Source organism: Vreelandella subterranea (assembly GCF_900111305.1).
In the GTDB taxonomy this organism is placed as follows: Bacteria; Pseudomonadota; Gammaproteobacteria; order Pseudomonadales; family Halomonadaceae; genus Vreelandella; species Vreelandella subterranea.
Map to the genome: position 1 here is coordinate 150,464 of NZ_FOGS01000002.1, position 11,491 is coordinate 161,954.

Below are 11,491 nucleotides of genomic sequence, written 5' to 3' on the forward strand. Positions count from 1 at the left end.
TCCGTCACCTGTTTCAACGCAAGCGTTCGACGCTAGCGGGTCAAATAAAAACGGCAAACCGTACCGCATCACAATAATCAGTTGGTTGCCATATTGGATATAAATTGCTGAATAAGTTCTTCGAGCACCAGCGCCGATTGGGTATCGCGTATCGTATCGCCCTCCTCAAGCGTTTCTGGATCGCCCCCCATGCTCAGGCCAACGTACTGTTCGCCTAGCAGCCCCGAGGTCAGGATCGCGGCCGTGGCATCCCGGGAAATCTGGCCTTCCAACTCATTGGTCAGGCTCAGGGTTACCCGAGCGTCATACCATTCGGTATCCAGCTCGATCGACTCGACGCGCCCCACCGTGACCCCCGCCATGGACACCCGCGCACGAGGCTTCAGGCCGCCGATATTGGAAAAGTTAGCCTCCAGTTGATATGTATTCGACGCGCCCGAGAAGGTCAAACCACTCACTCGTAACCCCAGAAACACCAACCCCAAGATACCCACCAGGATAAACAGGCCGACGCCAAACTCCATGCTCCTGCTACGCTTCATGAAACTGCTCCAGCTAATCAGAGGCCGCCAAACATAACGGCGGTTAATACGAAATCAAGCCCCAGTACCGCAAGCGACGAATAGACGACGGTACGCGTTGTCGCACGGGAAATACCCTCGGAGGTAGGCAACAGATCATAGCCCTGAAAAACCGCAATCCAGGTGACCACCACGGCGAACACGATGCTTTTGACCATGCCGTTGCCAATGTCGTTGATAAACGCCACGCTGGCCTGCATGTTGCTCCAGTAGGAACCTTCGAAAACACCCAGCCACTCGACGCCAACCAGATAGCCGCCCCAAATGCCAACAACGCTGAACCCCACGGTGAGAATTGGCAGCGCCACGACACCTGCCCAGAAACGTGGCGCCACCACCCTCCTCAGTGGATCCACGCCAATCATCTCCATGCTGGTTAGCTGCTCGGTGGCTTTCATCAAGCCAATTTCAGCGGTCAGCGCCGAGCCAGCCCGACCGGCAAATAACAACGCCGCAACCACAGGGGCCAGTTCACGCAACAGCGAAAGCGCCACCATCTGCCCCAGGGCGTCCTCGGCGCCAAAATCAACCAGGATCGTGTAACCCTGAAGCGCCAGCACCATTCCGATGAACAGGCCGGAAACCAGCACAATGGCCAGTGACAAGACACCGACAAAATGCAACTGGCGAACCCACAGGCGAAAGCCTTCGGCTGATGGGATACCCACCGCCGACTGGGCAAGAAACACTCCGGCACGCCCCAATGATTCCACCAAGTCACAGCTGCGCCGCCCTAACCGGGTGATACGCATGGCGACCTGCCCTCCCTTCATCGACATCAGGCTCCTCCTCGGGTCGCCGTATCGCCCAGCATATCCTGGTAAAACTGAGCGGCTGGATAATGGAAAGGTACCGGGCCATCGGGCTCACCATGGATAAACTGCTTCACCCGCGCGTCCTGGTTGACGTCAAGATCTGCTGGCGTTCCATGCGCCACCACATGGCCCTCGGAAATAAAGTAAAGATAATCGGCAATCGTCAGGGTCTCCTTAATATCGTGAGAAACCACCACTGACGTCAGGTTCAGCGCCTGATTGAGGCGCTTGATCAGTTGCACAAGCACGCCCATGGAAATCGGGTCCTGCCCCACAAAAGGCTCGTCATAAAGGATCAGTTCTGGATCCAGCGCCACGGCCCGCGCCAGCGCAACGCGCCGGGCCATTCCACCGGAAAGCTCGGCTGGCGTGAGGTGCCGAGCGCCGCGCAGGCCCACTGCCTGAAGCTTGAGCAACACCAGGTCACGGATCATGGCATCGGGCAGGTCCGTATGAACCCGCAGCGGAAATGCCACGTTTTCGTAGACATCCAGATCGGAAAACAGCGCCCCGCTTTGAAACAGCATGCCCATGCGCTTGCGCAGCGTAAATAGTGCCTTGCGCGAAAGCCGATGCACGTCGTCCCCGTCAATCAGCACGCGGCCCTTATCGGGGGTCAGTTGCCCACCGATAAGCTTTAACAGGGTCGTTTTGCCTGTCCCGCTGGGCCCCATGATCGCCGTCACTTTACCGTGCGGAATGGTCATGTTCACCCCGCGAAAAATCTCGCTATCACCCCGCGAAAAATACAGGTTATCGACTTCAATAAAAGGCACATCGCTCATGGAACCATCAACTCTCGCGTTTACTTGCACATTCGCGCGTTTCACGCAGCAATCAGTAAATAGTGATAACAACTCACGTTTAAAAAACCACGTTTAAAAACCATTATCGAACAACGTATTCTAACCCTACCTGACGATGACAAGCGAGCATCGCTTATTCTTACAACAAAACGATGGGGCAAAGACCACTCGGTCAATGTTACGCTTACGCCTGATTGTCATTTTTAATGAGCCACCCATTGCCCATGCCAGCAACCACTGAAACCACCCCTTTTCGCCAAAGCGCATTGCGCACGCTAGACATTGAGCAAGCCGCCATCGCAGGCTTGGCCAGCAAGCTGGATGGGCATTTCGACCATGCCTGCGAGCTGGTCCTGGCCTGCCAGGGACGCGTGGTGGTTACCGGCATGGGCAAGTCAGGCCATATTGCCGGTAAAATCGCGGCGACACTGGCCAGTACCGGCTCGCCGGCGTTTTTCGTTCACCCTGGCGAAGCCAGTCATGGTGATCTGGGCATGATTACCCGCAGCGATGTTGTGATCGCACTGTCTAACTCAGGGGAGACCGCTGAGGTGACGGCTCTGCTGCCACTGCTGAAGCGTCTGGGTACACCACTGATCAGCATGACAGGGCGCCCGTCCTCGACACTTGCCCAGCATGCGGATGCTCACCTGGACAGCAGTGTCGATCGGGAAGCGTGCCCACTGGATCTTGCCCCGACAAGCTCCACGACAGCGGCATTAGCGCTGGGCGACGCTCTCGCGGTTGCCCTGCTTGAAGCCCGTGGCTTTACCGCCGAGGATTTCGCCCTTTCGCACCCCGGCGGCAGCCTGGGCCGACGCCTGCTGCTTCGCGTGCGCGACCTGATGCATCAGGGCGATCGCCTACCCCAGGTTGCCCTGGGCAGCCCCCTGCGCGATGCGTTACTGGAGATCACCCAGCAGGGACTGGGGTTCACCTGCGTGGTGGACCCTGATGGCCTGCTAGTCGGCGTATACACGGATGGCGATCTGCGCCGCACCCTGGATACTTTCCACGACCTGCGTGACGTCCGGGTAGATGACGTCATGACCCGACCGGGCAAACGCATACCCCCCGACCTTCTCGCGGCGGAAGCCGTTCGCATCATGGAAGACAATCGTATTACCGCGCTGGCAGTGGTGGACGAACACCAGCGCCCGATAGGCGCGCTGCATATGCATGACCTGCTTGCCAGCGGCGTTATTTAACTTCAATCGACCGGAGACCCAATGTCCCTTTCTGCTGACCTACTCGACCGACTACGTCGCATTCGCTTGTTTGCCCTTGATGTCGATGGTGTTCTCACCGACGGTCGGCTTTACTTTCAAGCCGACGGTGTCGAAATCAAAGCGTTTCACACTCAGGATGGCCATGGGCTCAAGCTGCTGAAACGCGCAGGCATCTCGGTCGCCTTGATCACCGGCCGCGACTCTCCCATGGTCAGCCAGCGCGCCGCCGCACTGGGCATTCCCCACGTCTATCAGGGCTGCGAGGACAAACTGGCTGCCCTTCGCGGCCTTTGCCAGCGCCTGGAACTTGATTTGTCTCAAGTCGCCTACTGCGGTGACGACCTGCCGGACCTTGCCAGCATCAAGCGTTCAGGGGTTGGCATCACGGTACCCAATGCCCCTGACTACATGCACACCCACGCTGACTGGGTGACTGAACGCCTGGGGGGACACGGTGCCGTCCGCGAAATATGTGATACGTTGCTCGATGCTCAGGGTCACTGGGGCGCGGTTGTCGATACTTACCTACACGGCTGAGGCACTATGCTAAAGACATGGCCCACGCGCCTGGGGCTGGCTCTCATCGTGCTGGCTCTGGGTGGCTTTCTGGTATGGCTGGACCCGGGCGGCCCGCAAACCGTCCCGACGGACCCGGACGCCCGTGCCGAGGAGCCAGGCCACGTTCTGCACAACGCCGAGCTGACGCTGTTTGATGAACAGGGGAATATTCAGCAGGGATTAATCACGCCTCGCCTGGTACATACTCCGCAATCCGCCTCGACACTCGCCGAGACGCCGCATGCCACACTTTATGACAGTGAGCGGCGCGTCTGGAACGCCACGTCGGAGGTAGGGACGCTTAATACCCGTTCTCAGGAGCTGACACTTTCGGGCAACGCAAGGTTGATCGCCCCCGAAGAGGGCTGGCAGCTTGACACGGACGTTCTGCACTATGAAGGGAAAACCGCCCGTGCGTGGAGTGACACTCATGTACTGCTCCAGCAACCGCCTCAGCGCATGACAGCACGGCGTATGGATGCATGGCTCAACGAGGAGGAAGTGCGGCTTGAAGGTGACGTTCAAGGCCACCACCCTCCAGAGACGCAACCCGGACAGGAATAAAACATGAAAGCGTTTATCTATACGGCGATGGCGGCTGCCTGCCTAGTACCTTTACACGCGACGGCGGATAACCACCAGCAGCCGGTTGAAGTCGTCGCCGACCAGCTCGACCTGGATCAGCGCGCCGGTACAGCGGTCTACACCGGCGACGTCGAAGTTCGCCAAGGCAACATGCTGATAAGAGGCGACGAGGTGCAAATCCAGCGTAACGAGGAAGGCGAGCTCTCGCGGGCCACGGCGCTGGGCGAACGGGCCTATTTGCGTCGCCAGCCCGAGGGCCAGGACGGCCCGATGGAAGGCTGGGGTCGGCGGGTGATCTATCATGTCGCCGAGCGCCGGGTCGAGTTGATTGATCAGGCGGAAATCATCCAGCAAGGCGACCGCTTCACCGGGGGGCGTCTGGAATATTTCATCGACCGCGAGGTCGTCAAGGCGCGTTCCGATGTCGACAATCAAGAGTCGCAGCGCATTCGCATGACACTCCAACCCGAAGGTTAAGGAGAGCCTGATGGCCGTTGCCGACAGCAGCGCAACACGAACGATACACGCCCGTCATTTGGCAAAAAGCTACAAACGCCGGCGCGTGGTAAAAGACATCAACCTGGATATTTCACAGGGCAGCATCGTCGGCCTGCTCGGTCCCAATGGCGCTGGCAAGACAACGTCTTTCTACATGATTGTCGGCCTGGTCAAGGCAGATGCGGGCAGCGTCGGGATTGATAGCCTCGACCTTTCCCGAGCGCCCATGCACGAGCGCGCCAAGGCAGGCATTGGCTATTTGCCTCAGGAGGCGTCGATCTTCCGCAAGCTTTCCGTCGCCGATAACATCATGGCCATTTTGCAAACCCGTAACGATCTGGACCGCGCCGGACGTGAAGCACGCCTGGAAACACTCATGGAAGAGTTTCATATCACCCATATCCGCGACAACATGGGCATGAGCCTTTCCGGGGGCGAACGGCGGCGCGTCGAGATCGCCCGCTCCCTCGCCACCGAACCTGCGTTCATACTGCTTGATGAGCCTTTCGCGGGTGTAGACCCCATTTCCGTGGGCGATATCAAGTCGATCATCCGTGCCTTGAAGGAGCGTGGCATTGGCGTCTTGATTACCGACCACAACGTGCGCGAAACGCTGGATATCTGCGATGTGGCCTATATCGTCGGCGACGGGCATATCATCGCCAGCGGTTCGCCGGACGCTATTCTCGACAACCAGAAGGTACGTGACGTCTACCTAGGTGCTGATTTCCGTCTCTAAAGCCCTTGATGGCATATTTATTGCCAATGGCATACTTATTGCACTTGCACCCGAACACAACTCGCACTAGGGTGAATGCTTTCCGATAAACGAGTGGTTCTCAGATGGTCATGAAAGCTTCTCTTCAACTGCGGATCGGCACCCAGCTCACCATGACACCTCAGTTGCAGCAGGCGATTGCCCTGCTGCAGCTATCAACGCTCGATTTACGCCAGGAAATTCAGCAAGCGCTCGATGCCAACCCTATGCTCGAGCAGGAAGACGAGTTCAGCGAAAGCGAACAAGCCGCCAGCGAGCCGGAAGAAGGCGAGTGGGCAGATAGCATTCCCAAGGAACTGTCCGTCGACAGCGACTGGTCAGATACCTATCAGGATACGGCTGGCAGCGGCAGCACAAGCAGCGAGGGGCCTGACTTCGAGCGCCAGGCGGCCGGGCAAAGCCTGCATGGCCACCTCCTCTGGCAACTTGCCATGACCGATTTGAGCCAACGCGAACAGCTGGTGGCCGAAAGCCTGATTGATGCGCTGGATGCTAACGGCTATCTCACCCAACCTCTAGCCGATATCCGCGAAGGGCTGCGAAATCAGGGCGTGGAAGGCCTCAGCCAGCGCGAGGTCGAAACCATTCTGCTGCGACTGCAACAGTTCGAGCCCACTGGCATCTTCGCCCGCGATCTTCGCGAATGCCTGATGCTTCAGCTCGCCGCCCTGCCCGACGACACCCCGCTGCTGATGCCTGCCCGGCGGCTGGTCCGCCAGTTTCTGGAAGCCCTCGGCAAGAACGACCAGCGCCTCCTCAAGCGGCGACTCGGTCTGGACGATGCGCAGCTCGATGACGTCATCCAACTGATCAGAAGCCTGGACCCGCGCCCCGGCAGCGTTTACAGCGCCACTGACGATAGCTACGTGATTCCCGACCTGGTGGTTCACCACGATAACGAAGGCTGGCACCTCGAACTCAACCCCGAGGCCTTGCCCAGACTCAGGATCCAACCCGACTACGCCAGCCTGATCAAGCGCGCCGACAAAAGCCAGGATAACCAATTTCTCAAGGATCACTTGCAGGAAGCCCGCTGGCTGATCAAAAGCCTCTCCAGCCGCAACGACACCCTGCTACGCGTTGGCCGGGAAATCATTACCCGCCAGATCGGCTTTCTCGAACACGGCGAAGAAGCCATGAAACCGCTTATCCTGGCCGATATTGCCGATGCGGTGGAGATGCACGAATCGACCATCTCTCGTGTCACCACCCAGAAGTTCATCCATACACCGCGGGGCATTTTCGAGCTTAAATACTTCTTCTCCAGCCAGATCAGTAGCCAGGACGGCGACAGCCACTCCAGCACGGCCATTCGCGCGCGTCTCAAAAAACTGATCCAGGAAGAACCCCCCGGCAAACCCTTGTCGGATAGCCGTCTGGTCACCCTGCTGGAGGAAGCCGGCATCCACGTGGCCCGACGCACGGTCGCCAAATATCGCGAAGGCATGGGGATCCCGTCTTCAAGCGAACGACGCCGTTTGCGGTAGAAAAACGGAAACTCACTACAAGGGCTTTGCTTAACGCCAAAAAGGGTTACAATCGAAGTACAGTCCGACGGATAAGGAGTACGTCAATGCAAGTCAATATCACCGGTCATCATGTAGATCTGACTGACGCCTTGCGTGACTATGTCAACGAAAAGCTGGAACGCGTTGAGCGCCATTACGACAACATCACCACCGTACAGGTCACGCTCTCGGTTGAAAAAGAACGTCAACAGGCCGCCTGCACGCTGCACGCTGCAGGCGCTGACTTGCATGCCGAAGCCCTCGATAATGACATGTACGCCGCCATCGACGCCCTGGCGGACAAGATCGATCGACAACTCGTTAAGCATAAGGAAAAAGCACAAGCCCGCGCCCAGGGCGCAGGTGTGCGTTAATTCAATGACGTTGGCCACCATTCTCCCCCCGGAACGCGTTCTCTACGATGTGCCCGGGGGCAGCAAAAAACGGGTGCTGGAATTTTTCAGCACCTTTATCGCCCAGAACATTCCCAGCCTCGACAGCCAGGAGGTGTTCAGCCGTCTGATTGGCCGTGAACGCCTCGGCAGTACGGGAATAGGCAACGGTGTGGCGATTCCTCATGCGCGAAGCCCGCATTGTGATTCGCCTATCGCCGGCTTTCTCAAACTCAATGAAGCAGTCGACTTCGACGCCATTGATGGCGAACCGGTTGATCTGGTGTTTGTTCTGCTTGTGCCTGAAGAAGCCGACGACACGCACCTGGCTCTGCTGGGCCAAGTTGCCTCCATCATGAACGATGCCGACACGCGCCAGCAGCTACGCAAGTCGGGTAGTCAACGTGAATTGCTGGACCTCATCTCCGCCAAGATACGCGAACAGGCTGCCAGCCTTTAAACCAGCCTTTAAATAGGTGTGGCGCTTAATGTTCCGTCCTAATCGCGAGTCGTTTATCCAAGTCGCTTGACCGCAAGCAAGAGAGCCATCATGCAACTCGTCATTATTAGCGGCCGATCGGGGTCAGGCAAGTCGATAGCCTTGCAGGCGCTGGAAGACCTGGGTTATTACGCTATTGATAACCTGCCCGCCATGCTGCTGGATTCACTGGTGGAGGAGTTGCGCGATCAGGGTGATCGCACCCACTTGGCTGTCAGCATTGACGCACGCAACCTGCCAGGCGCACTTGCCAAGCTTCCCGAGCTGCTCAAAGAGCTTCGGCAGCGGACCATCAAGTGCCAGATCGTGTATCTCACCACCGACGCACGCATTTTGCTGGAACGCTATTCAGCCACGCGCAGACGGCACCCGTTAACCCGCAACAGCAGCCTCACGCTGGAAGAAGCCATCGACAAGGAAGAGCAAACGCTGCACGAGATTCGCGACCTGGCCGATTTGACCATCGACACGACCCGGCTTTCGGTGCATGACCTTCGTCGCCGCATCACTGATCAGGTCGCCCATCAGCGGCGCGACCAGCTAACGCTGACTTTCGAGTCCTTCGGCTACAAGCGCGGCGTTCCGCTGGATGCGGATATTGTCTTTGATGTCCGCTGCCTGCCCAATCCCTACTGGGACCCTGCGTTACGAAGCTCTACTGGTCGGGACGCTGACATCATTGCGTTTTTGTCCAGTTACCCACTGGTCGACGACATGGCCGGCGATATTGAGACCTGGCTTGAACGCTGGCTGCCAGCCTATCAGCACAGCCAGCGCAGCTACATGACGGTGGCGATTGGCTGTACCGGCGGTCAGCATCGCTCGGTTTACATGGCTGAACAACTGGCGCAACGCATTGCCAATCTGCTGGGTGAAGTACAGTTACGCCACCGCGAGCTGGGCCTGCAATACACGGTCAACGCGCCGCTTTAGTTCGAGCCACGTTGACGACCACCATCTATCGCGAAGACCCTCATAGCCAAAAGGAACCAGGGTGCCAGAACGTAGACTTACCCTCACTAACCAACGCGGCCTTCACGCACGGGCCGCCACGAAGCTTGTGCAATGCAGTCAGCAATTTGACGCCAACGTCCGCGTTTGCAAACAGCAGCAGGAAGCCGATGCCGCCAATATCATGGCGCTGCTGATGCTCGCGGCCCCCTGTGGCACGGAGCTATGCATCAAGGCAGAAGGCGATGACGCCGAACAGGCGCTGGATGCCATTCAATCGCTGTTCGACGCCCGCTTTGACGAAGACAAGTAAAATTCAGTCTTCAGTCATCGGTTAGTTGCCGGCGATGGTCATGCCATCAATCAGCCAGCTTCCGGAATGGATACTGCCGCGGCGGTCGATATCATCCCCCACCCCCACCAGCGCACCGAACATACGCTCCAGGTTACCCGCGATGGTGAACTCTTCGATAGGGTATTGCACCACCCCGTTTTCGACCCAGAAACCGGCTGCACCGCGGGAATAGTCGCCCGTGACACCGTTAATGCCCTGCCCCATCAGCTCGGTCACCCAGACACCGGTGCCCATTTGCTCGAACAGGGCGGCCGGGTTGGATAACGGCGCGGTAATGCGCAGATTGCGTGCGCCCCCGGCGTTACCGGTCGTCTTCATGCCCAGACGCCGTGCGCTGTAGGACGACAGCATATAGCTCGCTATCTGGCCGTTTTCGATAAAGCGGTTGTTGCGCGTTTGAACCCCTTCCCCATCAAAGGGAGAGCTTGCCGTCGCACCAATCTCCATCGGTCGTTCTTCAAGGCTAAACCAATCGGGAAACAGCGGCGTATTGAGTCGGTCACACAGAAACGAAGCCTGGCGGTATAGCGCGCCGCCTGCCAGCGCGCCCATCAAATGGCCCACCAAGCCACTTGCCAGACTTGGATCGAACAGCACCGGATAAGTGCCCGTTGGCGGACGCCTGGCCCCCAGGCGGCGCAGGGTACGCCTGGCCGCCTCGCGCCCCACGGCGGCCGGGTCGGATAAATCGTCAGGGTTGCGCGCCGAGGTGTAGTCCATATCACGCTGCATGCCTTGTTCGTCTTCAGCAATCAACACGCAGGAAAGTGAATGTCGACTCCCTTTTTGGGTGCCGACGAAGCCATGGCTGTTGGCGTAAACGCGCACGCCTTCACCGCTCGATAGCGAAGCACCATCCGACTGAGTGATGCCTGTCACTTCGCGGCCCGCTTGCTCACAGCTCAGCGCCAGCTCGATGGCCCTGTCGGTGGTTAACGCCCAGGGATGATGGACTTTCAAATCCGGGATATCGGTCGCCATGAGCGCCGCATCGGCGAGACCTGCCGACGGGTCCTCACCCGTATAGCGGGCAATCGACAGAGCCTTTTCCACGGTTGCCAGAAGCGATGCCTCGCTGGCATCCGTGGACGACGCGCTACCCTTGCGCTGTCCTACATACACGGTGATGGCAATGCCCTGATCACGGGAAAGCTCGACGGTTTCCACTTCCCCCTGGCGGACACTGACGCCAATTCCCTGATCGACACTTGCCCCCACCTCAGCGGCATCTGCCCCCATCCGTTTAGCCATCGCCAGGGCACTTTCAGCACGCTGGATGAGCAGTGCCTGTTGGGCTGATGCGTCGAACGCTTGAGCCATACAATCTCCTTAACCACCGACATTGTCGGTAGATCAATATTGAGCATCGCGGCCTGATATAATAAGGCCACGAATTCTGTTGATGAGAACCTACGATGCCTAAACAACGCCCCGAGCCCCTAGACGACGACATGGCAGAGCGCCCCAGCAAGTCCCAGTTGAAGCGCGAAATGCATGCGCTTCAGGCATTGGGGGAAACACTGATTGCCATGCAGCCCGCCGAGCGGGCGCGTTTCCCGCTATCCGATGACATGCTGCGTGCCATCGACGAGACCGCTCGCATTCGCTCCCATGAAGGGCGTCGGCGGCATATGCAGTACGTCGGCAAATTAATTCGCAAGGAAGACCTTGCCGCCATTCAGGCCGTGTTCGACAACATCGAACAAGAAAAGCAGCAGCGCGACCATGCGTTTCATCGACTTGAAAAATGGCGTGACCGGCTAATCGATGAAGGCGACCCGGCCGTTGAGCAGTGGCTCAACGAGCACCCGGACACCGACCTTCAAACCCTTCGCCAGTTGATTCGCAACGCCAGGCGCGAGCGTGATCAGGACAAGCCGCCCACCAGCGCTCGCAAGCTTTTCAAGTTTTTACGCAATACCGCTGAGCTTTAATC

Annotated in this window: 15 protein-coding genes; 11 read left to right on the forward strand and 4 right to left on the reverse strand. The window is 58.3% G+C overall.

Going from position 1 to position 11,491, the window contains the following annotated elements:
• Positions 1-77 precede the first annotated feature (77 nt).
• Genes mlaD through BMX75_RS03580 form a run of 3 tightly spaced genes read right to left on the reverse strand, consistent with a single transcriptional unit; the run spans position 78 to position 2,181 of the window.
• Positions 78-542, reverse strand: a complete 465-nt coding sequence (gene mlaD / locus BMX75_RS03570; protein WP_092825342.1) for an outer membrane lipid asymmetry maintenance protein MlaD — start codon at positions 540-542, stop codon at positions 78-80.
• 17 nt (positions 543-559) lie between these two features.
• On the reverse strand, positions 560-1,354 hold the full coding sequence (mlaE, locus tag BMX75_RS03575; protein ID WP_092825954.1) for a lipid asymmetry maintenance ABC transporter permease subunit MlaE: 795 nt from the start codon (positions 1,352-1,354) through the stop codon (positions 560-562).
• 5 nt (positions 1,355-1,359) lie between these two features.
• Positions 1,360-2,181 carry an ABC transporter ATP-binding protein gene (locus tag BMX75_RS03580; protein ID WP_092825344.1) on the reverse strand — a complete coding sequence of 274 codons (822 nt, stop codon included), beginning with the start codon at positions 2,179-2,181 and terminating at the stop codon, positions 1,360-1,362.
• Positions 2,182-2,408: 227 nt separating this feature from the next.
• On the opposite strand from BMX75_RS03580, the gene BMX75_RS03585 reads away from it, so the two are divergent.
• The 10 genes from BMX75_RS03585 (at position 2,409) to BMX75_RS03630 (ending at position 9,513) form a co-directional block, all read left to right on the forward strand.
• Entirely contained in the window at positions 2,409-3,410 is a 1,002-nt protein-coding gene (locus BMX75_RS03585) for a KpsF/GutQ family sugar-phosphate isomerase (RefSeq protein WP_422822049.1), read from the forward strand.
• Between the two features lie 21 nt (positions 3,411-3,431).
• Entirely contained in the window at positions 3,432-3,968 is a 537-nt protein-coding gene (locus BMX75_RS03590; RefSeq protein WP_066321130.1) for a KdsC family phosphatase, read from the forward strand.
• 6 nt (positions 3,969-3,974) lie between these two features.
• Positions 3,975-4,553 carry an LPS export ABC transporter periplasmic protein LptC gene (gene lptC / locus BMX75_RS03595; protein WP_092825348.1) on the forward strand — a complete coding sequence of 193 codons (579 nt, stop codon included), beginning with the start codon at positions 3,975-3,977 and terminating at the stop codon, positions 4,551-4,553.
• Between the two features lie 3 nt (positions 4,554-4,556).
• Positions 4,557-5,051 carry a lipopolysaccharide transport periplasmic protein LptA gene (gene lptA / locus BMX75_RS03600; RefSeq protein ID WP_092825350.1) on the forward strand — a complete coding sequence of 165 codons (495 nt, stop codon included), beginning with the start codon at positions 4,557-4,559 and terminating at the stop codon, positions 5,049-5,051.
• A gap of 10 nt (positions 5,052-5,061) precedes the next feature.
• A complete protein-coding gene (gene lptB, locus BMX75_RS03605) occupies positions 5,062-5,811 on the forward strand; it encodes an LPS export ABC transporter ATP-binding protein (RefSeq protein WP_092825352.1) in 750 nt (249 codons plus the stop codon).
• Between the two features lie 104 nt (positions 5,812-5,915).
• Positions 5,916-7,337 (forward strand): RNA polymerase factor sigma-54, encoded by a 1,422-nt coding sequence (locus BMX75_RS03610; RefSeq protein WP_092825354.1) that lies wholly within the window; start codon positions 5,916-5,918, stop codon positions 7,335-7,337.
• Between the two features lie 86 nt (positions 7,338-7,423).
• Complete coding sequence (gene hpf / locus BMX75_RS03615) at positions 7,424-7,732, forward strand: ribosome hibernation-promoting factor, HPF/YfiA family (protein WP_009721972.1); 309 nt, start codon at positions 7,424-7,426, stop codon at positions 7,730-7,732.
• 4 nt (positions 7,733-7,736) lie between these two features.
• Positions 7,737-8,210, forward strand: coding sequence for a PTS sugar transporter subunit IIA (locus BMX75_RS03620; protein WP_092825356.1), 474 nt, complete (start codon positions 7,737-7,739; stop codon positions 8,208-8,210).
• A gap of 90 nt (positions 8,211-8,300) precedes the next feature.
• The gene (gene rapZ / locus BMX75_RS03625; RefSeq protein ID WP_092825358.1) at positions 8,301-9,182 is read left to right on the forward strand and encodes an RNase adapter RapZ; all 882 of its coding nucleotides are present in this window, start codon (positions 8,301-8,303) and stop codon (positions 9,180-9,182) included.
• A 61-nt stretch (positions 9,183-9,243) separates the two neighbouring features.
• Positions 9,244-9,513: an HPr family phosphocarrier protein gene (locus tag BMX75_RS03630; RefSeq protein WP_092825360.1), complete on the forward strand. Its 270-nt coding sequence runs from the start codon at positions 9,244-9,246 to the stop codon at positions 9,511-9,513.
• A gap of 21 nt (positions 9,514-9,534) precedes the next feature.
• Here the strand turns inward: BMX75_RS03630 and pmbA are convergent, their stop codons facing one another.
• The gene (gene pmbA, locus BMX75_RS03635; RefSeq protein WP_092825362.1) at positions 9,535-10,875 is read right to left on the reverse strand and encodes a metalloprotease PmbA; all 1,341 of its coding nucleotides are present in this window, start codon (positions 10,873-10,875) and stop codon (positions 9,535-9,537) included.
• Positions 10,876-10,970: 95 nt separating this feature from the next.
• On the opposite strand from pmbA, the gene yjgA reads away from it, so the two are divergent.
• Entirely contained in the window at positions 10,971-11,489 is a 519-nt protein-coding gene (gene yjgA / locus BMX75_RS03640; protein WP_066321144.1) for a ribosome biogenesis factor YjgA, read from the forward strand.
• Positions 11,490-11,491: the final 2 nt, after the last annotated feature.

Coding starts and splice junctions, on each gene's coding strand:
- mlaD (WP_092825342.1), bottom strand. CDS start 542: ATGAAGCGTAGCAGGAGCATGGAGTTTGGCGTCGGCCTGTTTATCCTG.
- mlaE (WP_092825954.1), bottom strand. CDS start 1,354: ATGAAGGGAGGGCAGGTCGCCATGCGTATCACCCGGTTAGGGCGGCGC.
- BMX75_RS03580 (WP_092825344.1), bottom strand. CDS start 2,181: ATGAGCGATGTGCCTTTTATTGAAGTCGATAACCTGTATTTTTCGCGG.
- BMX75_RS03585 (WP_422822049.1), top strand. CDS start 2,409: ATGAGCCACCCATTGCCCATGCCAGCAACCACTGAAACCACCCCTTTT.
- BMX75_RS03590 (WP_066321130.1), top strand. CDS start 3,432: ATGTCCCTTTCTGCTGACCTACTCGACCGACTACGTCGCATTCGCTTG.
- lptC (WP_092825348.1), top strand. CDS start 3,975: ATGCTAAAGACATGGCCCACGCGCCTGGGGCTGGCTCTCATCGTGCTG.
- lptA (WP_092825350.1), top strand. CDS start 4,557: ATGAAAGCGTTTATCTATACGGCGATGGCGGCTGCCTGCCTAGTACCT.
- lptB (WP_092825352.1), top strand. CDS start 5,062: ATGGCCGTTGCCGACAGCAGCGCAACACGAACGATACACGCCCGTCAT.
- BMX75_RS03610 (WP_092825354.1), top strand. CDS start 5,916: ATGGTCATGAAAGCTTCTCTTCAACTGCGGATCGGCACCCAGCTCACC.
- hpf (WP_009721972.1), top strand. CDS start 7,424: ATGCAAGTCAATATCACCGGTCATCATGTAGATCTGACTGACGCCTTG.
- BMX75_RS03620 (WP_092825356.1), top strand. CDS start 7,737: ATGACGTTGGCCACCATTCTCCCCCCGGAACGCGTTCTCTACGATGTG.
- rapZ (WP_092825358.1), top strand. CDS start 8,301: ATGCAACTCGTCATTATTAGCGGCCGATCGGGGTCAGGCAAGTCGATA.
- pmbA (WP_092825362.1), bottom strand. CDS start 10,875: ATGGCTCAAGCGTTCGACGCATCAGCCCAACAGGCACTGCTCATCCAG.
- yjgA (WP_066321144.1), top strand. CDS start 10,971: ATGCCTAAACAACGCCCCGAGCCCCTAGACGACGACATGGCAGAGCGC.